Here is a 24,021-nt window from a genome sequence, read left to right on the forward strand (position 1 = left end):
ATGCTTCTCCCAGACGCGATCGGGAGATCGCGGCGTCCGAGTGGCGGAATGGCAGACGCGCTAGCTTGAGGTGCTAGTCCCCGTGCTAGGGGGTGGGGGTTCAAGTCCCCCCTCGGACACATCCACTATCTACACGGGGTCTCGCCGTGAGGTAGACGGCTCTTTCGGCTGGCTCGTAGCGAACGGCCAGATCTAGGGCCTTGTAGAGTCGTGCCAGGCTGGCGGGCTTGCCGTCGGCCAGCGTCGCGCCGATGTCGCCGAGTGAGTCGATCATCGCGTACACCTCGGCCCGGTCGAGGACACCGCCGGACGCGCCACGCTCGATCTCGGCCTGTGCGGCAGCGCGGTCCGCCTGTGCCTGGTTGACGGCCTCGACAAGGGCCAACGGGTCGATCCCGGCTTCGATCGCCTCGCGGTGGCGCCGCAACCGCTGCTCGGCGTCCGCGCGACGGGCCTTCGCCACCTCTGCGCCACCGGCCGACGTGGTGGCCCGCTGGTCCCCAACCAAGGTCGACACAGTCTCGTCCACGTTGTGCGGGGCGAACAGGTGACCGATCCATTCGTTGATCACTTGCGTGACGTGGTCCTCACGCAGGTTGACCGTGCGCGGATGGTCGGCCACAGCCGCAGATCCTGGAGCCATCGTTCTCGTGGCACAGCGGTAGTAGGCGCCCTTGCGGATCGTCGCACCCTGCATCCGCCGCGAGCACACCCCGCACCGCACCAGCCCGCGCAACACGTATGTCCTCGCAGTCGACCGCCCACCTCGCTCGACGGTGCGTGCAGTCGCCCCCTCTCTGTCAAGCTGATCATGGGCAGATGATCTACTCGAAACTGTTGGTTTGAGGGCGTGTGAAGGAGATCGTGTCCCTCGTGACTGAACGACCTGAGGGAGAGCCGGACCCGGAGGTGCGGGCGTACCGGCCGCCGCAGCGCTATAGCGCGGCGTACAAGCAGCGGGTCTTGGCCGAGTACGAGCAGCTCGACAAGGAGGGCAAGGGTGCTCTGCTGCGCCGGGAGGGTCTGTACACCCAGTTGATCTCGGTGTGGCGCAAGCAGCGTGACACGGGCGCGGCGGAGGCGTTGCAGCGTCCGGTCGGGCGGCCGAAGGCCGACCCGCGCGATCGGGAGCTCGCGCGGCTGCGGGCTGAGAAGGACAAGCTCGAGACGGACCTAGCCACGGCTCGGTCGGTGATCGAGGTGCAGGGAAAGCTCTCCGCGCTGCTGGATCAGCTCGCCACCAGCAGCCCCGAGCGGGACGGCGGCGAGCCGCGGTGACCACCCTTCCCGACGCTGAGCCCTCGACCGACACCGAGCCCGGTGCCACGGGCGAAGACGCCGGTGTGCACGTGTTCGCCCGGGCGCAGCGGGCGGCGTGTGAGCAGCTGAGCGAGCTGATCGGGCGCGCGGGGGCCTGCCGGGCGACGGGGGTGCCGCGGTCGAGCTACTACCACCAGCACCGGATCAGCCCGGCCGGCCCCGCCGCGGCCGGCGCCCAAGCCGCACCGCGAGCGGATTCAGCCGCGGGCGCTCTCGCCGGAGGAACGAGTACGGGTGCGCGAGCTGCTCAACAGCGAGGCCTACGTCGACGAGGCGCCGGCCACGGTGTATGCGAAGCTGCTCGACGACGGCGAGTACTACTGCTCGATCTCGACGATGTATCGCATCCTTCGTGAGCACGGCGAGGTCCGCGAGCGTCGCCGCCAGGCCACCCACCCGCCCCGGGTGAAACCCGAGCTCGTGGCCACCGGCCCGAACCGGGTCTGGACGTGGGACATCACGAAACTGGCTGGTCCGGCCCGGGGTGTCTGGTTCTGCCTGTACGTGCTCATCGACATCTACAGCCGCTACACCCCCGGTTGGATGGTCGCGGCCACCGAGGACGCCGACCTGGCGCACCGGTTCTTGGACGCCACGATCGGTAACCACGACATCGACCCGGACACGTTGACCGTGCACGCCGATCGCGGCGGCCCGATGAAGAGCAAGAGCGTCGCCGAACTGCTGTCGGACCTGCAGGTCAGCCGGTCGCACTCGCGGCCGAAGACCTCCAACGACAACCCCTACAGCGAGTCCCAGTTCAAGACGCTGAAGTACCGGCCGGCCTTCCCCGAGCGGTTCGACTCGATCGAGCACGCGCGCGAATTCTGCGGCGAGTTCTTCACCTGGTACAACCATGATCATCGCCACTCCGGCGTCGGGCTGCACACCCCGGCATCGGTCCACTTCGGAACCGCGCCGCAGATCCGCCGCCACCGCGGCACGGTCCTCGCCGACGCCCACGCCGCGCACCCGGAGCGGTTCGTCCACGGCACCCCGCAGCCCCCGAAGCTGCCCGGCACGGTCTGGATCAACCCACCCACCGAGAAGGAGGCGACGCCCGGCCCGACCAACTAATCCAGCGAAGAACTTGCCCAAACGATCTTGACAGGTACCGGTCGGCGGACTGCTGTCCTGCGGTGGGCTCATCACCCTCGCAGTAGCGAGCGCAGCCCAGCAGCTCGGGCTGATCACTCAGTCAATGCAGGTCGTGTTCGTGGCAACCGCGATCATCACGACCATGGCCACTGGCCCGCTGCTGAACCGCTTTCTCGGCCATCCATCGGCGGACTGAGCCTGGGTCCTACCGGGCTGGAGCCAGATCGGTGTCGAGGCCAGCGACCCGTCCCGCCGGTAAGTCCGCAACGCGAAGAAGCGATCTCCATGTGGGTCGTCGCGGAACTGAACGCTCATCGACCCAGTATCCGACTACAGGATTGATCGGCGCCATAGCCGTCGCCATAGGCCGTGTCGTCCTGGAATCAACTACGCCGTGCCACCAGCGGCCGGTGCGCGGCGGCGCGGGCTCTCGGCAAGGGCGGTGAGCAGCTCGTCGATGGCTGTCAGGCTGTGTGCGCTGACGATGGCGTCACAGTGTGGCCAGGCCGCGGCCATGCCGCCGACCAGTGGTCGGTAGCCGGTGTGTCGGGTGCGTGGGTTGGCCCACACGATGCGGTGCGCCAGCCGGGACAGCCGGGCCATCTGCCGGCCCAGGTGCTCCGGGTCGCCGGTCTCCCAGCCGTCCGAGACGATCAGGACGACGGCGCCGCGGGCCATCCCGCGCGCGCCGTGGTCGTCGAGGAAGCGGGCCAGCGCTGCGCCGATCCGGGTGCCGCCGGACCAGTCCGGCGGTAGCGCTGCCGCCCGGTCCAGCGCGGCCGGTGCGTCGCGGGCCAGCGCGCGGGTCAGTCGGGTGAGCCGGGTCGCGAACGTGAAGACCTCCGCGCCGGACCCGGCACGGGCGCACCAGAGAAGTTGGAGGAGCGCGCGGGCCCACGGCTCCATCGACCCGGAGATGTCGCAGAGCACCACGAGCCGCCGCGGCCGGGCGCGCCTGCGGCGCCGGACGATGGCGACCGGGTCGCCGCCGGTGCGCCGGGCTGCCCGCAGGCTCGCCCGCAGGTCCACCCTGTTACCGTTCGGGGCGCGCCGGGTACGGCGGGTCCGCCGGGGCGGCGTGGTCAGCCGGAACCGGCGCATCGCATCGGTGAGCGCGCGCAGCTCGACGCGGGTGAGCTCGTCGAAGGCCCGCCCGCCCAGGCGGTCCACTGCCGACGCGACGGTGGCCGTCGGTGTCTCCGGCGGCTCGGCGTCCGGTCCGTCCGGGGGCCGCGGCGCGGCCAGAGGCGAGCCTCCGGCCGCCTCGCCGGACCGGTCGTTCGCTGGCGGGCGCCCCGACTCGGACGGTCCGGTGGCCGCGATGTCCGGCGCGGTGGGGTCGCCACGGGGGCCGGACGGGTCGGCCAGACCGCCGAACACGGTATCGAGAACCCGGTCGAGCATAGGGATCTGCGCCGGGTCGGACACCAGGGTGGCCAGCGCGCAGTGCCGGAGCCGGGCCGTCGTTCGCGGGTCGACCGCGACGACCGCGTGGGCGAACCGCTCCGTGCGCTCCGGCCCGACCGGCAGCCCGGCCTCGTGGCAGGCCGCCCCGAACCGGGCCAGCAGCTCCGGCAGGTCGGCCGCCGGCTCAGCCACCGCCGACCATCTCGGCCAGTCCCACCGTCCGGGCCGTCGTGAGGTCCTCGTCGTACTTGAGGACCGTGCCCAGCGTCCGTTCCGCGGCGGCGACGTCTAGGTCGACGACACCGAGCACGTGCAGTGCCGTCGTCCAGCTGATCGCCTCCGCGACGCCGGGCGCCTTGAGTAGGTCCAGCCCACGCAGCCGGGACACGGCCCCGGCGACCCGCTCGGCCAGCCAGCCCGCCGACTCCGGCACCCGGCGCCGGACGATCTCGGCGACCCGGTCCGGGCCGGGGTAGCTGATCCAATGGTAGAGGCAGCGCCGCTTGAGCGCGTCGTGCAGGTCGCGGGTCCGGTTCGAGGTCAGGACGGTCACCGGGGGTATCCGCGCCCGACGGGTGCCCAGCTCCGGGATCGTCACCGTGGACTCGGCGAGCATCTCGAACAGGAATGCCTCGAACTCGTCGTCCGCGCGGTCGATCTCGTCGATCAGCAGCACCGCCGGTCGCGGCCCGGGGTGGTCGATCGCGGCCAGCAATGGGCGGGCCAGTAGGTGGTCGGGGGTGAACAGGTCGTCGTCGCGCAGGTCGTCGCCGCGGGACTCGGCCAGCCGGATCGAGAGCAGCTGGCGTGGGTAGTTCCACTCGTAGAGCGCCTCCGAGGCGGTGATGCCCTCGTAGCACTGCAACCGCAGCAGCGGGGTGTCCAGCAGTTCGGCAAGCGCCGTGGCGGCCCGGGTCTTGCCGACGCCCGGCTCGCCCTCGAGCAGCAGCGGCTGGCCCATCCGGACGGCCAGGAACATTGCCGTGGCTAGCGCGTCGTCGGTCAGGTAGCCGACGCCAGCCATGGCCTCGCGCAGCCCGTCGACATCGGTGGCGGGCAGGTCGGCGCCGTCCCCAGCCCCGGCGGTCGGCCGGCTCACCCCGTATACCTGCCCGGCTCGTCGAGGAACGCCTGCCGGCACCCGGATCCGCAGAACCAGTGCGTCGTGCCTGCGTGCTGTGCGGACAGGCTGGAGGGCACGGTCGCGACCGACATCCCGCACACCGGGTCGGTCGCCACGCTGCCGTCCGGATCGATGGTGTCGCGCTGGTCGGTGTCGGGCTCCGAACCGGTGGGCGTGGCCGGCTCCGGCACCACGGACCCGGGGGACGCGGGACGCGCGCCGACCCGTGCGGCGATCATCTCCGCGAACACCGACAGCGCGATCTCCGATGGCGAGCGGGAGCCGATGTCCAGCCCCGCAGGACTCGACACCCGCGCCACCTGCTCGTCCGGCACGCCCAGCGCGGCGAGCTCGTCCCGTACACCTGCCGCCCGCCGACGGCTGGCCACCAGCGCGACGTAGGGCACCTCGGCGGTCAGCGCGGCACGCAGCGCGGGAGCCTCGTCCCGGCCGTGCGAGGCCACGACCACCGCAGCGGTGTCCGGAGCGATCGTCTCGGTGGGGGACTGTCCGTTCTGGACGTCGTAGTCCAGGGCGGCACCGATCCGCACCAGCGCGCGGGCGACCGGTGCCTCGCCGAACACCGCGACCAGTGTGGGCGGGACCATCGCCTCCAGGAAAATCTCCAGCGTCCCGCCGGACAGGCACGGGTTGCCCACGGTCCGCAGGCCCTCCACCTTCTCGGCGCCCTCGTCGGCGTCCGGGGTGATCCGGAGCAGGCCCGACTCGCCGGCCCGCAGCAGGCGCAGGCTCTCCAGCCGGACGGTCGACTCTGCGCACGACCCGCCGACGAAGCCGTCGATCGTGCCGTCCTGGAGCACGAGAGCGCAGTCGCCGGGTTTGGCGCTGGTCGGCCGCTCGGCCCGGACGACGGTGGCGAGCACGAACGGCGTGCGGCCGGCGCGCAGGTCGCCGACGCGGGTGATCAGGGTGGCGTCCACGCCGATCACCGGATGGCCAGGTCGGGGCGGATCGGCCGCCCCTGGACGGCGCGCCAGACGTGTGCCGGCGTGAGCGGCATGTCCGCGTGTCGGACGCCGATCGCGTCCAGCACGGCGTTGACGACGGCGGCGGGGGAACCGACCGTGGCCGACTCCCCGACGCCCTTGGCCCCGATCGGATGATGCGGAGAGGGTGTCACGGTTTCTCCAAGTTCCCAGGCCGGGCAGTCCATCGACGTCGGCAGCAGGTAGTCCATGAACGACGCTCCGAGGTGGTTGCCGTCCTCGTCGAAGGCGACCAGCTCCATCAAGGCCATCCCGATCCCGTCGGCGAGCCCCCCGTGCACCTGGCCCTCGACGATCATCGGGTTGATCCGGACGCCGCAGTCGTCGACGGCGACGAACCGGCGGACCTCGACCTGCCCGGTACCCGGGTCGACGTCGACGACACAGATGTAGGCCCCGCAGGGGTAGGTCAGGTTGGGCGGGTTGTACACGTGCGAGGCGTCCAGATGACCCTCGACGCCCTCGGGCAGCTCGAGGTCGGAGTGCGCGGCCGCGGCGATCTCGCGGATCGACGCGCCGGCCGCCGGGTCGCCGCGCACCTGCCAGCGGCCCGCGGTCCACTCGAGGTCGTCCGGATCCACCTCGAGCATCGCCCCGGCGACCAGCCGGGCCCGCTCGCGGACCTTCCGCGAGGCGAGCACCGCCGCGGCCCCGGACACCGGGGTCGACCGGGATCCGTAGGTACCCAGGCCGAACGGGGTCCGATCGGTATCGCCCTGGACGACCTCGACCTCGTCCGGCGTGAGCCCGAGCTCCTCGGCAACCATCTGCGCGAACGTGGTCTCGTGGCCCTGCCCCTGACTCATGCACGAGACCGCGAGCACGGCCCCACCGCTCGGGTGCACCCGCAGCTCGGCGCCGTCGGCCATGCCGAGGCCCATGATGTCCATCAGGCGCCGGGGACCGGCGCCGACCGCCTCGGTGAAGAAGCTCAGACCCACGCCCACCAGACGCCCGCGACCGGTCCGGGTGTACTCCTCCCGCGCCCGCGCCTGTTCGGCACGTAGTTGCTGGTACCCGGCCATCTCCAGGGCGACCCGCAGGGTCTGCGGGTAGTTGCCGGAGTCGTACTCCCAGCCGGTGGGGGTGGGGTGCGGGAACTGTTCGGGACGCAGCAGGTTCGCCATCCGCAGCTCGGCCGGGTCCAGACCCAGGTCGTGGGCCAGCACGTCGACCATGCGCTCGACGAGATACGACGCTTCGGTGATCCGGAACGAGCAGGCGTAGGCGACCCCACCGGGCGCCTTGTTCGTGTAGACACCGGTGACCCGGCAGTGCGCGGCCTGCAGGTCGTAGGAGCCGGTGAACACGCCGAAGAAGCCGGCCGGGAACTTGGCGGGCTGGGACGTGCCGTTGAAGGCCCCGTGGTCGGCGAGGACCCGGACCCGCAGGCCCACGATCCGGCCGTCCCGGGTGGCAGCGATCTCGCCGTGCATGTGGAAGTCCCGGGCGAACGACGTCGCCATCAGGTTCTCGGACCGGTCCTCGACCCACTTCACCGGCAGGCCGGTGACCATCGACCCGACGATCGCGCACAAGTAGCCGGGGTAGATCCCGACCTTGTTCCCGAAGCCGCCGCCGATGTCCGGGGCCACCACCCGCACCCGGTGCTCGGGGATGCCGGTCAGCCGGGAGTAGAGCACCCGGTGGGTGTGCGGGGCCTGGGTGGTGGCGTGCACGGTCAGCCGGCCGCTGACGGGGTCGACGTCGGCGAGGATTCCGCAGGTCTCCAGCGGAGCCGGGTGCACGCGCGGGTAGACCAGGTCGCACGCGGACACGTGGTCGGCCGCCGCGAACACCGCCTCAGTGGCGTCCGGATCGCCGCTCTCCCAGTCGAACACGTGGTTGTCCGTGCGGCCCTCGATCTCGTCCCGGACCAGGGGCGCGTCCGGGTCGAGGGCGCTGCGGGCGTCGACCACGGGCGTCAGCGGCTCGTAGTCCACATCGATCAGGGCCAGCGCGTCCCGGGCGGAGTAGTGGTCCTCCGCGACGACGAAGGCGATCTCCTGTCCCTGGTAGCGGACCTTGTCCGTGGCCAGGACCGCGGCCACGTCGTGGGACGCCGTGGCCATCCACGCCATCCCGCGCGCCTCCAGGTCGGCGCCGGTCAGCACGGCGTGCACCTTGGGGTGTGACAGCGCGGCGCTGGTGTCCACCTCGAGGATCCGGGCGTGCGCGTACGGGCTGCGCAGGATCGCGCCGTGCAGCATCCCGGGCGCCGAGATGTCGTCGATGAACCGTCCCCGGCCGCGGACGAACCGCGCGTCCTCCTTGCGCGGGAGCCGTCCGTACGCCGTCGGTGCCGGTGCCGTGGGGACGACCACCGGGGTCGGTAGGGGCCGCGGAGCCACTGGCCGGGCCGTCACAGCGGGACCTGCACGATCCCGGGCTCCTGGCCTCGCTCGGGGAATCGGCCCGCCTCGGCCTCAGCCGCGTGCAGGACCGAGCGGACGATGTTCTCGTACCCGGTGCACCGGCAGGTCTGACCGACGATCGCCTCACGTACGTCGGCCTCGGTGGGGCTTGGGTTGTGGTCGAGCAGCCAGCGTGCGGTCATCAGCATCCCTGGCGTGCAGAACCCGCACTGCAACCCGTGACATGCGATGAACGAGCGCTGCACCTGGTCGAGGCCGGACCGCGACTCGAGTGACTCGATGGTGCGGACCCGGTGCCCCTCGGCCATCACCGCGAGCACCGTGCAGGCCTTGACCGGCTGCTCGTCGAGCCACACCGCGCACGCCCCGCAGTTGGACGTGTCGCACCCCCAGTGGGTGCCGGTCAGGCCCAGGTCGTCGCGCAGCAGGTGGACCAGCAGCAGCCGCGGTTCGACGTCGCGCACGTACTCGGTCCCGTTGACGCTCACCCTGATCTGCACCACGTCACCCCCGCGCCCGATCGACGGCCCGGTGCAGAGCGCGGACGGTGAGCTCCGAGGCCAGATGGAGCTTGTAGTCGGCCGGCCCGCGCTGGTCGGCGACCGGACGGCAGTGCGCGGCGGCGATCCGTCCGGCCTCGACGATCGCCTCCGACGTCGCCGGGCGGCCGCGCAGGTGGTCCTCGGCCTCGGGGGCGGAGAAGTTCGGTGCGCCGACCGCCGTGAGCCCGATCCCGACCTCTGCGACGTCGTCTCCGTCCAGCCAGACCGTGCAGGCGACCGAGGCCACCGCCCAGTCGCCCGCCCGCCGGTCGACCTTGAGGTGGGCACTGCCGCACCCCGGCCGCACCGGGACCCGTAGCTCGACCAGCACCTCGGCCGGGCCGACCGCGGTCTGGTACGGGCCGACGAAGAACTCGCGCATCGGCACGGTGCGGTCGCCGTCCCCGCCGCGGATCACCGCGATGGCACGCAGCGCGGTGAACACCGCGGACAGGTCCTCCGAGGGGTCGGCCTGGCAGACCGACCCGCCCACGGTCCCGCGGTTGCGCACCAGCGGGTCCGCGATCACCCGCTCGGCCTCGTGCAGCACCTCGAAGTGCTCACCGGCCAGCTCCGATTCCAGCAGCTCCGCGTGTCGGGTCATCGCGCCGATACGCAGCCACCGACCGTTCTCGCGGCTCGACTCGACCCGTATCCCGGTGAGTTCGTGGAGCCCGTTGATGTCCACCAGGACCTCGGGCTGGGCCAGCCGCAGCTTCATCATCGGGATCAGGCTGTGTCCGCCGGCGACCACCCTCGCCTCCGCGCCGTGCCGCGACAGCAGGGCCACCGCATGATCGACACCGGTGGCCCGCTGGTACTCGAACTGGGCGGGGACCTGCATCGGGACGGCTCCGGCTCGGCGCGGTGGGGTGTGCGTACCTCGTCATGGTGTCCCCGGACACATACCCGGGCAAGTGCCCTTAAGCCTTTGCTTAGGAGAGGTGTGTGCTCTGGGACACGACCGGGCAGAGTCCCGCGGATCATGTCGAACGCGAATGCTCCGTCGTCCGGTGCTCCGGGCGCGGACGACGGAAGGACGGGACCGACGATGACGACGGAACCCGATGGCCGAAGCGGCCGCAACCCCCGGATGGCCGAGTTGTTCGGCGAACCGGCCGAGGAGCCACCCCGACCCGGAGCGAGTCCGACGATCTTCGATTTTCCGGGGATGGTCGGCTTCCTGAAGGTCGCGGGTCAGCCGGTGGCCGGACCCTGGCCTCCACACCAGAACCCGCGGCCCGATCCGGAGGACGAGACCGGCCCGGTGGCCATCCCCGAACCACCGACGCTCGACGCCGGCCCACGCCACGCCGCGCACGAGGAGTAGAGACCGTGTACCCACCACGCTTCCGCTACGAAGCACCCCGGACGCTCGACGAGGCGCTCACGCTGCTCGCCGGGAACGACGAGTCCAAGGTCCTGGCCGGTGGCCAGAGTCTGGTCCCGCTGCTCAAGCTGCGGTTTGCGCAGCCCGAGCTGCTGGTCGACATCAACAACATCCCGGGACTCGCCTACCACCGGGAGACCGCAGAGGGCGGTCTCGAGATCGGCGCGCTGTGCCGGCACATCGATCTGGAGCGTTCGGCCCTGCTGCCGGGCCGCCATCCCACCCTGGCCGCCTGCGCACCGCTGGTCGCCGATCCGATCGTCCGGAGCCGGGGCACGCTGGTCGGCTCGCTCTGCCACTCCGACCCGCAGGGTGACTGGGCCGCGGCCATGATCGCGCTGGGCGGCGAGGTGGTCGCCCGCAGCGTGCGCGGCGAGCGCCGGATCCCGGTCGCCGAGTTCTCGGTGGGCCCGTTCCAGAACTCGCTCGAGCACGACGAGATCGCAGTAGGGGCACGGGTGCCCGCGCCCCGAGACACCCGGTACGGAACGTTCCTGAAGCTGGAGCGCCGGGTCGGTGACTTCGCGACGGCGGGTATCGCGGTCGCGTTGGAGATCGCGAACGACGGCCGGGTCACCCGGGCGGGCATCGCGCTGACCGGTGTCGGCGCCACCACGCTGGCGGCGACCGACGCGGTCGAGGCACTGGTCGGCGCCCGGCTGGAGCCCGTGGTCATCGAGCGCGCCGCCGAGCTCACGGCCGGGATCGCCCGGCCCAAGAGCGACCACCGCGGCAGCGCCGGGTTCAAACGGCAGGTCGTCGCGTCGTTCACCCGACGCGCGCTGTCCCTGTTCGCCCCGGCGGTGGCCGCCTGATGAGTACCCCGACGCAGAAGGAGGACGGTGTGGACCAGCGCCGCATCACGGTGTCCGTGAACGGGGAGTCGCGCTCGGCCGAGGTCGAGCCGCGACTCCTGCTGGCGCATCTGCTGCGCCAGGGTCTCGGACTGACCGGCACCCATATCGGATGCGACACCACCAACTGTGGGGCGTGCACGGTGCTCTACGACGGTGAGCCGATCAAGTCCTGCACGATGCTGGCGGTCCAGGCCGACGGTCACGAGGTGACCACGGTGGAGGGGCTGGGCACGCCCAGCGAGCTGGACCCGGTGCAGGAGGGCTTCAAGGAGGAGCACGGCCTGCAGTGCGGGTTCTGCACCCCCGGCATGATGCTCGCCGCGAAGGCGCTGATCACCCGGAACGACGAGCCGTCGGAGGAGGACGTGCGCTGGGCCCTGTCCGGGAACCTCTGCCGGTGCACCGGCTACCAGAACATCGTCAAGGCCGTGCTCTGGGCGGCCGACAAGGAACGGGCCAACGGGGGCGGGTCCGCAGAGGGCCCGTCGACCGCCGAGCACACCGACCTGACGGTCTGAGAGGGGTTCCGCGTGTCCCAGACACTGGACGAGGTCAAGATCGGCGGACTCGGCGCGAGCCGGAAACGAGCCGAGGACAACCGGTTCATCCGCGGCCGCGGCACCTACGTCGACGACGTGGTGATGCCCGGCATGCTGCACATGGAGATCCTGCGCAGCCCGCTGGCGCACGCCCGGATCAAGTCGATCGACACCTCCGCGGCATGGGCGATCCCGGGTGTGCGGCTGGTACTGACCGGTGAGATGGCCGCCCAGCGCAACCTGGCCTGGATGCCGACGCTGTCCTACGACACCCAGGCGGTGCTGGCCACCGACAAGGTCCGTTTCCAGGGGCAGGAGGTGGCCTGCGTCATCGCCGACGACCCCTACATCGCCCGCGACGGCGTCGAGGCGATCGTCGTCGACTACGAGCCGCTGACCCCGATCGTCAACCCGAAGCAGGCCATGGCTCCCGATGCCCCGATCATCCGGGACGACAAGGCGGGCCAGACCGACAACCGGTCCTACCGGTGGGACGTCGGGGACAAGGCCGGGACCGACACGGTGTTCGCCGAGGCGGACATGGTGTCGAAGGTGTCGATGCACTACCCGCGCAGCCACCCGTCGCCGCTGGAGCCGTGCGGCTCGATCGCCGACTACGACCTCGGCACCGGGAAGCTGACGCTCTACTGCACGTCGCAGGCGCCGCACATCGTCCGCTCCGCGGTGGCACTGATCGCCGAGCTGCCCGAGCACCTGATCCGGGTGATCTCGCCCGATCTGGGCGGTGGCTTCGGGAACAAGGTGCCGGTCTATCCCGGCTACGTGTGCTCGATCCTGGGCTCGATCCTGACCGGCAAACCGGTCAAGTGGGTGGAGGACCGGTCGTCCAACCTGATCTCGACCGGGTTCGGCCGGGACATGTACCTGGACGGCGAGATCGCGATGCGCCGCGACGGCAAGATGCTCGGGGTCCGGATGCACGTGACCACCGACCAGGGCGCGTTCTTCGCCGACGCCCAGCCCAGCAAGTTCAAGGTGGGCCTGCTGCACTCGGCGTTCGCCTGCTACGACGTCCCGGTCGGTCACATCACCGCGGACGGCGCGTACACCAACAAGTCACCCGGCGGCGTCGCCTACCGGTGTTCGTTCCGGGTCACCGAGGCGATGTACTTCCAGGAACGGATGGTCCAGGCCGCGGCCGACGACCTGGGGATGGACCAGGCCGAGTTCCGCCGGGTCAACCTGTTGCCCGACGACGCGTTCCCGGCCCGGACGCCGTTCGGGTTCCTGGTCGACTCCGGCCAGTACGGCAAGTGCCTCAAGGTCGGCCTGGACGCCATCGGGTACCAGGACTTCCTCGTCGAGCAGGCCGAGGCGCGCAAGCGCGGGCGGCTGCTGGGCATCGGCATCTCGACGATGACCGAGCCGCTCGGCGCGGGGAACAGCCGCGAGTACGACATCCTCGGCATCAAGATGTTCGACTCCGCCGAGCTCCGGGTGCACCCGAGCGGCAAGGCGATCCTGCGGACCGGGGCGCGCAGCCAGGGCCAGGGGCACGAGACCACCTGGGCGCAGATCGTCGCGCACGAGCTGGGCCTGCCGGCCGACGACGTCGTCGTCGAGGAGGGCGACACCGACACCGCCCCGTACGGGATGGGCACCTACGCGTCCCGGTCCACCCCGGTGGCCGGCGCCGCCGTGTCCATGGTCTCCCGCAAGATCCGGGCCAAGGCACGCAAGCTCGCCGCGCACCTGCTGGAGGTGTCGGAGGAGGACGTCGAGTGGGAGCTCGGCCGGTTCTACGTGCGCGGCGCGCAGGACCGCGGCGTGAGCATCCAGGAGTGTGCGGCCGCCGCGTACTCGAACATGCCGGACGGCATGGAGCCGGGCCTGGAGGGCAACGCCTACTACGACCCGCCGAACCTGACCTGGCCGTTCGCCTGCTACATCGCCATGGTCGAGGTCGACCCGGAGACCGGTGTGTGGGACGTGCTGCGGTTCGTGGCCGTGGACGACTGCGGCGTGCGGATCAACCCGATGATCGTCGAGGGCCAGATCATGGGCGGTCTGACCGAGGCGTACGCGATGGCCAGCATGCAGTTCCAGACCTACGACGCCGAGGGCAACATGGTCGGCTCGAACTTCATGGACTACCTGCTGCCCAGCACCTGGGAGACCCCCGGTTTCGAGCTGCACGAGGTCGTCACCCCGTGCCCGCACCACCCGATCGGTGCCAAGGGCGTCGGCGAGTGCGCGACCGTGGGCGGCCCGGCGGCGTTCGTGAACGCCGTGATCGACGCGGTCGGCCACACCGGGGTCCGCAACATCGACATGCCGGTGCTGCCGGACCGGGTCTGGGAGGCGCTGCGCACCGGACACGACTATTCCGGCGCGCCGCCGGTGAAGGGGGACTGAGCCATGCTGATCGAGATCGACTTCTCCGTCGGCGCCCCGATCGACAAGGTCTGGGCCGAGCTCCAGGACCTGCCCGGCCTGGTGCCCTGCCTGCCGGGAGCGGAGCTCACCCAGGACTTCGGTGGTGACCGCTACGAGGGCAAGGTGGTGCAACGCCTCGGGCCGGTGTCCCTGCGGTTCACCGGTGTCGCCGAGCTCGTGGACTCCAACGAGGCCACGCACACGCTGGTGCTGCACGCGGCGGGCTCGGAGGACAAGGGCAAGGGCAACGCCGACATGACGATGACCATGCGGCTGAGCAGCGTCGGCGGGAAGACCAAGGTCGACGCCTCGATGGACCTGCAGGTCTCCGGTGCGGCGGCGCAGTTCGGCCGCGGCATGATCGCCGACGTCTCCGGCGTGCTGATGCGCAGCTTCGCCGACTGCGTCGAGGCCAAGATCAACAGCGGTGGTGCGGGCGGGACCGGCACGATCGTGCGGGCCAAGCAGGCCAGCGCGATGAGCATCGGCATCTCCGCCGCGGTGATGGCCCTCAAGCGGGTCCTGCGCCGCTTCTTCGGCCCGAGTACACGGCCCTGACCTCACGAGGAGGACGACATGACTCTCTGGTGGATCGGAAACGCGATCCTGCTGCTGATGGTGTTCCCGGTGGTCGTGGCTCTGCTCAACCGCGTGCTCGCCGCGGTGGAGCGGATCCGCTGGGCCGCCGACGACATCCTCGCCGACGGCGGGCGGCTGGCCGGACGGCTGGAACCCGTCCCGCAGCTGCTGGCCACCACCGACGCGACGGTGAGGCAGGTGGCGGTCGGCGCCACCCGCTACGCCGGCAGCGTCGCCAAGCTGCTGTGAACGCTCCCGAACGGAACTCGCCCGAACGAGGAAGGAACGTGCCATGCCCGCTGCCGCCTGGGCGACGCTGATCATCGCGGCGCTCATCATCGCCGTCACCGGACTCGGACTGCTCCGGGTCATCCTGCACCTGCGACACGTCAGCACGACGCTCGCCACCCTGCCCGGGGGCGTCGAGTCGATCGCGGCGTCCACCTCGACCGTGCCCGATGTGGTGCCGTCGGTGAACGCCAACCTCGAGCCGGTCCGCGACTTCTGCGAGGCGGTATGAACCCCGGGGCCGATCTGACGGGGTGGTACGTGGGCTTCGCGATCGGGATCGTCGTGGTACTGGTCGTGGTCGCCCTGGTCGTCCCGATCCTGGTGCTCGCGCACCGGATCGGGAGGCAGGCACCGGTGATCAACGATGCACTCCGGGCGTCCGAGCGGAACACCCGCCCGCTCGCCGACCTGAGCACGACGATCGATCACGCCGACGTGATCACGGCCGGCCTGCGTCGCGGCCGGCAACGACTGGGAGGGTGACGATGGCTCCGGAAGAGATCACAGCGTGGTGGGTCGCCATCATCGCGGGCTTCGTGGTGGTGCTGGCCGTCGCGGCCCTGCTCAGCCTGCTCGTCTGGTTCGTGAAGATCATCGACCGGAGGGTGGTCGAGATCCGCGACACCCTGTCGACGGTCACGGACAACACCGGGTCGACGGCATTGATCCCGCAGACCGGTGACGCGGTGGACCGTGTGCTGGCCGAGGGCTTGGCGCACCACCTGTTCCTGGGACGGGTGCCGCTCGACCGTTCGGCTCCCGCGATGAACGGAGGTGGTCGGTGATGACCCTGATGGTCGTTCTGTCCGTGCTCGCGGTGGTCGCGCTGATCGCCGGGCTGGCCTTCTACCTGTTCTGGGTCGGCTCGCTGCTGACCCGGGTGGCCACCAACCTGGAGGAGAGCTCGGAGTCGGTGAGCAGGATCGACTCGGACGCCGAGAAGATCGAGCCCGGGCTGCAGCACATCAACCGCTCCGGCGCGACGGTGGCCGGTGCGCTGCCGCTGCTCTACGGCTTCGCGGAGAACATCGTGAAGGGCGCGACCCCGCAGCCCGAGCGCCCGGCGGTGGCCGTGCCCGCGTCCGGCAGGCGCCAGTCCCGGTTGATGGAGGCGGTGGGGTACCGGCCGCTCGGCTGACACTCCGCTCTTCCGGCCCCTGCGGCGCCGGCCCGCTCCCCGGGCCGGCGCCGCAGGGGCATGTCCGAAGAGCCGGCCCGGGAACGGGCGGCGCGGGCCCGGTGGCGGGCCCGCGCGCCGAAACCGGCTCAGATCCGCGGGGGCGGAAGCGGGGAGGTGCTCGGCGCGTCCGAGTACTCGCCGATCCACTCGTCACGCCATGACGCGTCGAACCGCTCCTCGTTGCACTTCGGCTCGTACATCCCGATCAGTTCCTCGGCGATCTGCTTGCGGTGCGCGGGACCACCGCCCGGAACATCGAGCGTCGCAATGTGCAGGTTCCACTTCGACCCGGCCCGTTGCACCCAGCAGGGGCTGCGCCGGTGTCGGAACGGCAGGCCCTGCGTGCTCAGGTCGTCGCAGTGGCCGACGTAGATCACCGCGAACCGCTCCCTAGCCTCATCGGGCTTATAGAGGATTGTGTAGACGGCGGGTGTCGAGGTCGGGGTCCAGCCACCGAGCAGCCGCGGCCCGGAGAAGGCGTAGCCGGCGAGCGAACCAAGGCGGATCACGGCGCGTCGTCCGGAATCGCGTCGGCTTCCTCGCTCAGCGCGTCCACCCGGGCGATCGGGAAGGCGGGCAACCCGACCTGCTCGACCACCTCGGTGAACACCGCCCGACCGCGTTCCACGGCCTCCGGCTCGCTGTCCGCCTCGACCACGATCTGCGCCCCGTAGCTCGGCGTGCCGATCCCGCTCGCGACGCCTTGATGGACGGCGACGGCGTCGGCCAGATTCAACACCTCGTCGTGGGTGATCGTCCGATCTCCCTCGGCCAGCACGCTCACGCTCCAGCGCACGCCTCGCTCCTCGCTCCTCGCTCCTCGCTCCGTCGATCAACGCAGTATCGGCAGCAACTCGGCCAGCCTTTCCAGGCTGTCCAGGTCGTGACCCGGCAGAACGACGTCCACGTACGGTTCTGCCACCATCATGCCCACCGGGAGCGGTCCGCGCCGCTCGGCGGCCCCGATGTGCGGGCTGACCCAGACGATCCGGTGGCAGAGGCGGTCCAGTCGCTGCATCGCCGTGGACAGCACATCGGGCGAACCGCGGTCGTGCCCGTCCGAGCAGATCACCACGACCGCCCCCCGGGCGAGACCGCGCCGGCCGTAGCGCCGGACGAACTCGTCCACGGAGTCCCCGATCCGGGTGCCACCCTCCCAGTCGACCACCCGATCGGCCGCGCGGCGCAGCGCGTCGTCCGGGCGCCGTGACCGCAGCGGATCGGTCAGGTGGGTCAGCCGGGTGCCGAAGCAGAACACCTCGACCCGGAACAGCGAGCGGGAGGCCCGCTGGGTGCTGTAGGCGAACTGCAGCAGCGCCCGGGAGTAGTCGGCCATCGATCCGGAGATGTCCAGCAGCAGCACCAGGGGCCGCATCCGCATCCGGCGCCGTCGCCAGGCCAGCTCGATCGGCACGCCGTGCGACCGAAGGCTGCGACGCAGAGTGGACCGCACGTGTGGCACCGACCCGGAGCGGGCCGGACGGCTCCGGCGGGTCCGGCGGCGCGGCGGGGACAGCCGGATCGTCGCCATGATCCGGCGCAGCGCGGCCAGCTCCTTCTCGGTACAGGTGGCGAACGAGCGTGTGCGCAGCAGGTCGATGTTCGAGGCGACCAGGCCGAGCTTGCCCGCCTCGTCCTCCTCCTCATCGTCCCCTGGTTCGGCGGCCGGGATCTCCACCGCGGTCTCGGCGGGCGACTCGGTGGTGGCGTTCACCCGGACCAGATCGTCCACCGGGTTGTCCCGGTCCAGAAAGAACTCCGCGAAGATCCGGTCATAGGCGGCGAGGTCGTCGCGGCGGGTGACCAGCGAGACACGCCCGGCCCAGTAGAGATCCATCAGGTCGGTCGGATCCAACGTGCCAGCGGCCGCGGAGAACGTCAGCATGTCGCCGGAGCCGACCGTCAGCCCCTCCGCGCGCAGCCGCCGGCCGAACTCGACGAGGATCCGGACGAGGTCGCCGCCCGGCCCGCTCACGTGGGGGCGGTCAGGTCGTCGAGCCGGGACCGGACCAGCTCCTCATCGTCGTGGTCCTTCACCACGGAGCCGAGCGTGAGCCCGGCGCTGTCCGGGCCGAGGTCCTCGCCGAGGAAATCCAGGGTCCGGGCCCAGTCGATGGTCTCGGCGACGCCCGGCGGTTTGGCCAGGTCCAGCTCGCGCAGGCGGTTGACCGCGCTCACCACCTTGCGGGTCAGCTCGGCGGGGATCCCCGGCTCGCGCACCGTGACGATCTCCACCTCACGCCCGGCGTTCGGGTAGTCGAGCCAGTGGTAGAGGCAGCGCCGCTTGAGCGCGTCGTGCAGCTCCCGCGTCCGGTTCGAGGTGAGCAGCACCAGCGGCGGGTCCTCGCTGCGGATCGTCCCGACCTCCGGGATGCTCACCTGGAACTCGGCGAGCAGCTCCAGCAGGAACGCCTCGAACTCGTCGTCGGCCCGGTCGATCTCGTCGATCAGCAGGACCGCGCCCGCGCCGGCCCGCACCGCCGACAGCAGCGGGCGTTCCACCAGGAACTCCGGACCGAACAGTGTAGAAACCACCGTATCGGGTGAATTTGCGGCCCGGCCGGTCTCTCCCTCGCTCATCGCCTGGATGTAGAGCATCTGGCGGGCGTAGTCCCACTCGTAGATCGCCTGGCTGGTGTCGATGCCCTCGTAGCACTGCAGCCTGATCAGCCTGCGCCCGAGCACCGTGGCCAGCGTCTTGGCCAGTTCGGTCTTGCCGACGCCGACCTCGCCCTCGAGCAGGATCGGCCGGTGCAGTGACAACGCCACGTGCACCGCGGTGGCCAGCCCACGGTCGGCGAGGTAGCCGCCGTCGCGGAGCATCCCGGTCAGCTCGGGAACCGAACCGGGGTTCGTCCCTGGGGGGTCCGGCGAGTCGGGATCAGCCATCGGCGCGCGGCTCACCCGCGTTGTCGATCAGCTCGGCCACGCTCACGCCCCGCGGATGCAGCTTGCCCTCCTGCGCCAGCCTCTCCCGCCAGGCTGCCCGGATATCGGTGTCGACCGGGGTGTTCGTGGCCTCGCCCTGGCTGACGGTCTCGGGGTCCATGCCGCCGAAGCCGATCGAGCGCATGTTCCGGCACACCTTCGGCCGGTTCTCGCGCAACTGTTCCTCGACTTCGTCCCGGGATCGCGCGTTGGCCGACCAGATGTCGCGCAATACGCCGATGGTCTGCCCGTCCCGGCCGGGGTTCCGCTCGTGCATCCCCGCTCCTCACCTCGTCGTTCGGACGTGTCCCGGATGGTCGCGGAAGCCGACGGCTGGCACAAACCCAGATAACCATTCACTTAGGTGTGCGGGCCGTCGTTCACGGTCCAGACTGGCGCCCGTGACGTTGACACAGCTGTCCGCGTTTGTCCTGGTGGCCCGCCTCGGATCGGTCAAGGCGGCGGCCGACGCGCTGTCCGTCAGCGAGCCGGCGGTGTCACAGGCGATCGCCGCTCTGCGCAAGTACCTCGATGACCCGTTGCTCGTCCGCGGCGGCACCGGGATGGAGATGACCGCGGGCGGTGGAAGGCTGCTCGCGATCGCCGCCCAGATGGTCTCGCTCGGGGCCGAGGCGGCGTCGGCAGTGCGCGCGGCCAACGGGTCCCCCGAGCAACTGCGCCTGGTCGCGCCCGCACCCGTGGTCGAGTTCGTGGTCGCACCACTGGCCGACGCGTTCAGTGCCCGATCGGCCGGACAGATCGAGGTTTCCGCTGGGGTGGCAGCCACCGACGAGATGGGGGTGCTGGTCTCCCAGCGCCTCGCCGACGTCGCGCTGGGCCCGGACCTGTCCGGCGATCCCAGCCTCGGACTGATCAGCCAGCCGATCTTCCGTTGCCGGATGGTCGTGCTCGGGGCACCGGGAACCCGCTTCCGCGGGGCCCCGTCGCAGTGGCCGTGGCTGGTCGAACCCAGCGCGCTGGACCCTGGCAGCGAGGTGAGCCGCCTGCTTCGTGGGCTCGGCGTCCCGGAGTCCCGGCTGAAGGTGTTCCCGAACCAGACAGCGGCCTGGGAGGCAGCGGTCCGGGGCGCCGGCGTCGCACCCGGGCTGACGCACCTGGCCGTCCACCAGATGCGGCGGCGCGAGCTGGTCGCGATCGACATCCCGGGCACCCCGCAGGACGTGGTCTGGCACGTCACCACGCTGTCGACCGACCGCCGTTCGGCTGCCGCGGGCTCGATGCGGCACTTCCTCAGCACGCCACAGGCGATGAAGCTCCTGCGCGAACCCGGGTCCGGCGTCCCGCCCTCGCGGTTCCGGCCACCGGTCTACGTGACGATCTGGAGCTGAGTCGGCCCGCCTGGCCCAGCCCAGCACCGGTCAGACTTCCCGGAGGTCTCGCCAGCTTCCACAACCTGATAGCCGGGTCCCCGAAGAGGACAGCGCAAAGTCATCGGTCGGCACTGGTCGGCCACTGGCCGCCCAGTCCCGGGGCGCCGGTTGTCGGCCGACTGCGAATGAGGACCAGCCCTGGACTCCGATCCACTAGTCTCAGTGCGACTAGTGCGGGAGGGCGTCGTGGGACGTGAGGCGACGGACCGGAAACCGGTGGCCGACCGGATGGTGACGGCCGTCCGCGCCGTCGTGGGGGTTCTGCCCGACGGAGAACCCCTCTATGCGCCGTTCGGAACGATGGTCATTGCTGGCCCGGTCGCTCAGTGCCACCTGTGCGGCGGCTGGTTCCGGTCGGTAGGAGCGCATCTGAAGGCCCACGGATGGGGGCGTACGGACTACCGGGAGGCACTCGGGTTGGAGCGCGGCCAGTCGCTGGAGGGCGAGGACACGCGCCGTCGGCGAGCAGGAGCGATGCGGCGCCGTCGCACCTCGGATTCGGCCGTTCGTGCCGGCTGCCGGATCGGGCGGGAGATGGCGAGTTCCGGGGAGCTGGCGTGGGCTGCGGCCTCAGCCGCCAGGGGGCGCCGTCAACCGGAACAACGTCGGCGCAAGACCCTCCGGACACTGGCCTCGATCTCGCCCCGGGCCCGTGCGGAGGGGACGACGCGCGCCTCGGTGGCGCGTCTGCGCGACGTGGCCGACCGGGTCGCTGTTGCGGCCGGCTACGACTGCCTCGGGGACCTCGTCCGGGAGCGGGTCGCGGCCGGCTCAAGCCTGGCCGGAATCAGTCGCGAGTCCGGCCTGCACAAGGATTGGCTGACACGCCACCTGGCCAAGGTCGCCCCGGCCGCGGCCCACGACATCGCCGAGGCCGTGTCCGGGCCCAGCCCCGTTCGTCATGACGTCAAGGTGTCGACGACGCGCTGAGACTGACCCTCTAGCGACGGGTTGGGACTGACCCCTCCATCGAGGCTGGAGGGGTGATCACGTTGGAAGAGTGGGCTGAGGTCCGTCGTCTGCACCGCGCCGAGGGCGTGCCGATCAAGGAGATCGTCCGCCGGCTGGGACTGGCGCGAAATACGGTGCGGGCGGCGTTGCGGGCCGACGCGCCGCCCTCGCGGGAGCGTGGACCGCGCGGGTCGTTGGTGGACAAGGTGGAGCCGCAGGTCCGGGCCCTGCTGGCCGAGTATCCGAGGATGCCGGCGACGGTGATCGCCGAGCGGATCGGCTGGACACACTCGTTGACCATCCTCAAGGACCGGGTGCGTGAGCTGCGGCCGTTGTTCGCCCCTCCCGACCCGGCGGACCGGATCGAGTACGCCCCCGGTGAGCTCGCGCAGTGCGACCTGTGGTTCCCGCCGGTCCCGATCCCGGTCGGTGCCAGCGGGGCGCGGGTCCTGCCGGTGTTGGCGATGACCTGCGGCTTCTCCCGGGTGACGGACGCTGTGATGATCCCGTCCCGCAAGGCCGGCGACATCCTGGCCGGGATGTGGGAGATCATCGCAGGGTGGGGCCGCTGTCCCCGCACGCTGGTCTGGGACCGCGAGGCCGCGATCGGCGGCACCGGGCGACCCGGCGTCGAGGCAGCTGCGTTCGCCGGGACGCTCGGGGTGCGGATCAAGCTCACCCCGGCACGGGACCCGGAGTCGAAGGGACTGGTGGAGCGGCGCAACGGCTACTTCGAGACCTCCTTTCTGCCCGGACGCAGCTTCGTCTCGCCGTTCGACTTCAACGCCCAGATCGAGACTTGGTTGACCGAGGTGGCGGGCGCCCGGCACCTGCGCTCGATTGGGACCACCCCCGCCACGCGGTGGCCGATCGACCGGGCCGCGATGGTCGCCCTGCCGCCGGTGGCGCCGCAGGTCGGGCTGACCGGGCGGGTTCGGCTGGCGCGTGACTACTACGTGCGCGTCGACGGCAACGACTACTCGGTCAACCCGGCCGCGATCGGCCGGTTCGTCGACTGGATCGCCACTCCCGCCCTGGTCGCGGTCACCTGCGCCGGGCAGATCGCGGCCACCCACGAGCGGGTCTGGGCCAGCGGCGCCACGGTGACCGATCCCGAGCACCGGGCCACCGCCCGCGCCCTGCGCACTGCGTTCACCGCCGCCCGTGACCGCGCCCGCCATGACACGCGCTCCCACACCGATGGGCACGTCGTGGCCCTGCGCGCGCTGCCGGATTACGACGCGCTCTACGGCGTGAACTTCGACCCCGCACCCGACCCGACCGCCACCGCTGAAGGGCAGTAGATGACCACCCCGAAGACGACCGCGACGACCAGCACGACAGCAGCCACGGAAGCCACGAAGACCGGTGGCGTGAGCACCGAGCTCGGCTCGAAGCTTGAGGTTCCCCCGGTTTCGCGGAGTCCGGGTTATCTGTGATCGTCGCGCTGGCCGCGATCGTAGGCGTCCTCGTACTCGTCAGGTGAGAGCCCGCCGAGCCCGGCCTGGATCCGGCGGGGGTTGTACCAGCCGTCTATGTAGCGCAGCAGGGCGTGCTCGGCCTCGGCGCGGGTGGCGAACGTCGTACCCGGCCAGTACACGAGTTCGATCTTGAGCGTGGACCACAGGTTCTCCGCGAGGGCGTTGTCGTAGCTGTCGCCTGTGGACCCGGTCGAGGGTGCGACACCGGAGTCGACCAGGCGCTGGGTGAACCGCAGCGCCGTGTACTGGGCGCCCTTGTCGCTATGGAAGATCAACTCGCCGGAGCGCGCCGATCGGGAGCGCAGCGCATGATCCAGGGCGGTGAGCACCAGCGCGGTGGTCGCCCGCTCACCGGTGGCCCAGCCGACGACCCGGTTGGCGAACGCGTCGCGCACCGAGGCCAGCCACAGCACGCCCTCGCCGGTGACCAGCCGCGTCAGGTCAGCGACCCAGAGCCGGTTCGGCGCGTCGGCCCGGAAGTCGCGCTCGACCCGGTCCGGGGCGGCGGTGTGGTTCGGGTCCTGCCGGGTCGAGCCGTGGCGCCAGCCCCGGCGCAGGTGCGCGCCCTGCAACCCGTGCTCACGCATGATCCGCTCGATGCGCTTGCGCCCGACCCGCACGCCCTGGCGACGCAGCTCCAGCCACACCCGCGGCGAGCCGTAGGTGGCGGCGAACTCGCTGACGCTGCGCACCTTGACGATCTGCTCGAGCAGCGCCGCGTCGTCGAGCTCGCGCCGGCTCGGGGCGGCCTGGCGGGCCCGCCAGTCGTAGAAGGTGGACTCCGGGATGCCCAGGACCCGCAGTACGAGACCGGCCGGGAAGCCATGAGTGTCGATGAAGCTCATGACCACCTCCGGGTCGGGCCGATCTCGCTGGCGAAATACGCACTCGCCGCGCGCAGGACCTCGTTGACCCGCCGCAGCTCAGCGTTCTCGGCCGCCAACCTGCGGTTCTCCTCAACCATGTCAGTGCTTGGGCGGTCATGCCGTTCGCCGGCGTCGGCCTCGGCCTGGCGGACCCAGTTCCGCAAGGCCTCGGGGTGCACGTTGAGCTGCTCGGCCAGCCGTTTGAACGACGGCCGCGGCTCGGACTGTCGATACAGCCGAACCGCCCGTTCCCGCAGCTCATCGGGGTACTTCCTCGGTGCTGCCAACAGAGCCTTCCT

28 protein-coding genes, 1 tRNA gene and 2 pseudogenes are annotated in these 24,021 nt (G+C 71.1%); 16 read left to right on the forward strand and 15 right to left on the reverse strand.

What is annotated here, in order from left to right:
• Positions 1–34 precede the first annotated feature (34 nt).
• Positions 35–119, forward strand: a tRNA-Leu gene (locus JOF36_RS30100).
• On the opposite strand, the gene JOF36_RS30105 is transcribed toward JOF36_RS30100, so the two are convergent.
• Both JOF36_RS30105 and JOF36_RS41635 read right to left on the reverse strand, forming a co-directional pair.
• Positions 101–622: a hypothetical protein gene (locus tag JOF36_RS30105; protein ID WP_245351031.1), complete on the reverse strand. Its 522-nt coding sequence runs from the start codon at positions 620–622 to the stop codon at positions 101–103. The two genes, JOF36_RS30100 and JOF36_RS30105, sit on opposite strands and share 19 nt — an antisense overlap.
• Positions 623–625: 3 nt before the next feature.
• Positions 626–697, reverse strand: a pseudogene (locus JOF36_RS41635) (hypothetical protein); the annotation flags it as partial.
• Between the two features lie 176 nt (positions 698–873).
• On the opposite strand from JOF36_RS41635, the gene JOF36_RS41640 reads away from it, so the two are divergent.
• Together JOF36_RS41640 and JOF36_RS41475 are read left to right on the forward strand one after the other, a co-directional pair.
• Positions 874–1,278 (forward strand): hypothetical protein, encoded by a 405-nt coding sequence (locus JOF36_RS41640; RefSeq protein ID WP_210026963.1) that lies wholly within the window; start codon positions 874–876, stop codon positions 1,276–1,278.
• 71 nt (positions 1,279–1,349) lie between these two features.
• Positions 1,350–2,397, forward strand: a pseudogene (locus JOF36_RS41475) (IS3 family transposase).
• Positions 2,398–2,805: 408 nt separating this feature from the next.
• Here the strand turns inward: JOF36_RS41475 and JOF36_RS30120 are convergent.
• The 6 genes from JOF36_RS30120 to JOF36_RS30145 all read right to left on the reverse strand — a co-directional run bounded on the left by JOF36_RS30120 (position 2,806) and on the right by JOF36_RS30145 (position 9,716).
• Entirely contained in the window at positions 2,806–4,017 is a 1,212-nt protein-coding gene (locus JOF36_RS30120) for a vWA domain-containing protein (RefSeq protein WP_307862664.1), read from the reverse strand.
• Entirely contained in the window at positions 4,010–4,849 is an 840-nt protein-coding gene (locus JOF36_RS30125) for an AAA family ATPase (RefSeq protein WP_210036337.1), read from the reverse strand. The genes JOF36_RS30120 and JOF36_RS30125 overlap by 8 nt, the downstream gene beginning before the upstream one ends.
• A 71-nt stretch (positions 4,850–4,920) precedes the next feature.
• Positions 4,921–5,889 (reverse strand): XdhC family protein, encoded by a 969-nt coding sequence (locus JOF36_RS30130; RefSeq protein ID WP_210033638.1) that lies wholly within the window; start codon positions 5,887–5,889, stop codon positions 4,921–4,923.
• Positions 5,890–5,894: 5 nt separating this feature from the next.
• Positions 5,895–8,279: an aerobic carbon-monoxide dehydrogenase large subunit gene (locus JOF36_RS30135; protein WP_210033640.1), complete on the reverse strand. Its 2,385-nt coding sequence runs from the start codon at positions 8,277–8,279 to the stop codon at positions 5,895–5,897.
• A 38-nt stretch (positions 8,280–8,317) separates the two neighbouring features.
• Positions 8,318–8,830 (reverse strand): (2Fe-2S)-binding protein, encoded by a 513-nt coding sequence (locus JOF36_RS30140; protein ID WP_210033643.1) that lies wholly within the window; start codon positions 8,828–8,830, stop codon positions 8,318–8,320.
• Positions 8,831–8,834: 4 nt separating this feature from the next.
• Positions 8,835–9,716, reverse strand: coding sequence for an FAD binding domain-containing protein (locus JOF36_RS30145; RefSeq protein ID WP_210033644.1), 882 nt, complete (start codon positions 9,714–9,716; stop codon positions 8,835–8,837).
• Between the two features lie 207 nt (positions 9,717–9,923).
• Between JOF36_RS30145 and JOF36_RS30150 the strand changes: the two genes are divergently transcribed.
• The 10 genes from JOF36_RS30150 to JOF36_RS30195 are packed head-to-tail and all read left to right on the forward strand — an operon-like array spanning position 9,924 to position 16,063.
• Positions 9,924–10,202, forward strand: a complete 279-nt coding sequence (locus tag JOF36_RS30150) for a hypothetical protein (protein ID WP_210033646.1) — start codon at positions 9,924–9,926, stop codon at positions 10,200–10,202.
• Positions 10,203–10,207: 5 nt separating this feature from the next.
• Positions 10,208–11,077, forward strand: coding sequence for an FAD binding domain-containing protein (locus JOF36_RS30155; protein ID WP_210033648.1), 870 nt, complete (start codon positions 10,208–10,210; stop codon positions 11,075–11,077).
• On the forward strand, positions 11,077–11,637 hold the full coding sequence (locus JOF36_RS30160) for a (2Fe-2S)-binding protein (RefSeq protein WP_245351032.1): 561 nt from the start codon (positions 11,077–11,079) through the stop codon (positions 11,635–11,637). Before JOF36_RS30155 ends, JOF36_RS30160 begins: the two co-directional genes overlap by 1 nt.
• 12 nt (positions 11,638–11,649) lie before the next feature.
• A complete protein-coding gene (locus JOF36_RS30165; RefSeq protein WP_210033650.1) occupies positions 11,650–14,034 on the forward strand; it encodes an aerobic carbon-monoxide dehydrogenase large subunit in 2,385 nt (794 codons plus the stop codon).
• Positions 14,035–14,037: 3 nt separating this feature from the next.
• Positions 14,038–14,613, forward strand: coding sequence for an SRPBCC family protein (locus JOF36_RS30170; RefSeq protein ID WP_210033652.1), 576 nt, complete (start codon positions 14,038–14,040; stop codon positions 14,611–14,613).
• Between the two features lie 18 nt (positions 14,614–14,631).
• Complete coding sequence (locus tag JOF36_RS30175; protein WP_210033653.1) at positions 14,632–14,883, forward strand: hypothetical protein; 252 nt, start codon at positions 14,632–14,634, stop codon at positions 14,881–14,883.
• Positions 14,884–14,926: 43 nt separating this feature from the next.
• Positions 14,927–15,154: a hypothetical protein gene (locus tag JOF36_RS30180; RefSeq protein WP_210033654.1), complete on the forward strand. Its 228-nt coding sequence runs from the start codon at positions 14,927–14,929 to the stop codon at positions 15,152–15,154.
• Between the two features lie 29 nt (positions 15,155–15,183).
• Positions 15,184–15,408 carry a hypothetical protein gene (locus JOF36_RS30185; protein WP_210033655.1) on the forward strand — a complete coding sequence of 75 codons (225 nt, stop codon included), beginning with the start codon at positions 15,184–15,186 and terminating at the stop codon, positions 15,406–15,408.
• A gap of 2 nt (positions 15,409–15,410) precedes the next feature.
• Positions 15,411–15,710: a hypothetical protein gene (locus JOF36_RS30190; protein WP_210033656.1), complete on the forward strand. Its 300-nt coding sequence runs from the start codon at positions 15,411–15,413 to the stop codon at positions 15,708–15,710.
• Positions 15,710–16,063 carry a hypothetical protein gene (locus tag JOF36_RS30195; RefSeq protein ID WP_245351034.1) on the forward strand — a complete coding sequence of 118 codons (354 nt, stop codon included), beginning with the start codon at positions 15,710–15,712 and terminating at the stop codon, positions 16,061–16,063. Before JOF36_RS30190 ends, JOF36_RS30195 begins: the two co-directional genes overlap by 1 nt.
• Before the next feature lie 128 nt (positions 16,064–16,191).
• Here JOF36_RS30195 and JOF36_RS30200 read toward each other — a convergent pair whose 3' ends face one another.
• From JOF36_RS30200 to JOF36_RS30220, 5 genes are read right to left on the reverse strand one after another with little or no spacing between them, the layout of a single operon-like run.
• Complete coding sequence (locus tag JOF36_RS30200) at positions 16,192–16,614, reverse strand: hypothetical protein (protein ID WP_210033660.1); 423 nt, start codon at positions 16,612–16,614, stop codon at positions 16,192–16,194.
• Positions 16,611–16,901, reverse strand: coding sequence for a hypothetical protein (locus JOF36_RS30205; RefSeq protein WP_210033662.1), 291 nt, complete (start codon positions 16,899–16,901; stop codon positions 16,611–16,613). Before JOF36_RS30205 ends, JOF36_RS30200 begins: the two co-directional genes overlap by 4 nt.
• A 36-nt stretch (positions 16,902–16,937) precedes the next feature.
• Positions 16,938–18,080, reverse strand: a complete 1,143-nt coding sequence (locus JOF36_RS30210; RefSeq protein ID WP_307862665.1) for a vWA domain-containing protein — start codon at positions 18,078–18,080, stop codon at positions 16,938–16,940.
• On the reverse strand, positions 18,077–18,994 hold the full coding sequence (locus JOF36_RS30215; protein WP_210033664.1) for an AAA family ATPase: 918 nt from the start codon (positions 18,992–18,994) through the stop codon (positions 18,077–18,079). The genes JOF36_RS30210 and JOF36_RS30215 overlap by 4 nt, the downstream gene beginning before the upstream one ends.
• Positions 18,987–19,310, reverse strand: a complete 324-nt coding sequence (locus tag JOF36_RS30220; RefSeq protein WP_210033666.1) for a hypothetical protein — start codon at positions 19,308–19,310, stop codon at positions 18,987–18,989. Before JOF36_RS30220 ends, JOF36_RS30215 begins: the two co-directional genes overlap by 8 nt.
• A gap of 124 nt (positions 19,311–19,434) precedes the next feature.
• On the opposite strand from JOF36_RS30220, the gene JOF36_RS30225 reads away from it, so the two are divergent.
• The 3 genes from JOF36_RS30225 (at position 19,435) to istA (ending at position 22,679) form a co-directional block, all read left to right on the forward strand.
• Complete coding sequence (locus JOF36_RS30225; RefSeq protein WP_210033667.1) at positions 19,435–20,382, forward strand: LysR family transcriptional regulator; 948 nt, start codon at positions 19,435–19,437, stop codon at positions 20,380–20,382.
• Between the two features lie 258 nt (positions 20,383–20,640).
• Entirely contained in the window at positions 20,641–21,354 is a 714-nt protein-coding gene (locus tag JOF36_RS30230) for a hypothetical protein (RefSeq protein ID WP_210033670.1), read from the forward strand.
• Between the two features lie 53 nt (positions 21,355–21,407).
• The gene (istA, locus tag JOF36_RS30235) at positions 21,408–22,679 is read left to right on the forward strand and encodes an IS21 family transposase (RefSeq protein WP_210026967.1); all 1,272 of its coding nucleotides are present in this window, start codon (positions 21,408–21,410) and stop codon (positions 22,677–22,679) included.
• A gap of 125 nt (positions 22,680–22,804) precedes the next feature.
• Here istA and JOF36_RS30240 read toward each other — a convergent pair whose 3' ends face one another.
• Positions 22,805–23,701: an IS3 family transposase gene (locus JOF36_RS30240; RefSeq protein ID WP_210026740.1), complete on the reverse strand. Its 897-nt coding sequence runs from the start codon at positions 23,699–23,701 to the stop codon at positions 22,805–22,807.
• On the reverse strand, positions 23,698–24,009 hold the full coding sequence (locus JOF36_RS30245) for a transposase (RefSeq protein ID WP_210026741.1): 312 nt from the start codon (positions 24,007–24,009) through the stop codon (positions 23,698–23,700). Before JOF36_RS30245 ends, JOF36_RS30240 begins: the two co-directional genes overlap by 4 nt.
• Between the last annotated feature and the right edge of the window lie 12 nt (positions 24,010–24,021).

It is taken from the genome of Pseudonocardia parietis, from assembly GCF_017876315.1.
In the GTDB taxonomy this organism is placed as follows: Bacteria; Actinomycetota; Actinomycetes; order Mycobacteriales; family Pseudonocardiaceae; genus Pseudonocardia; species Pseudonocardia parietis.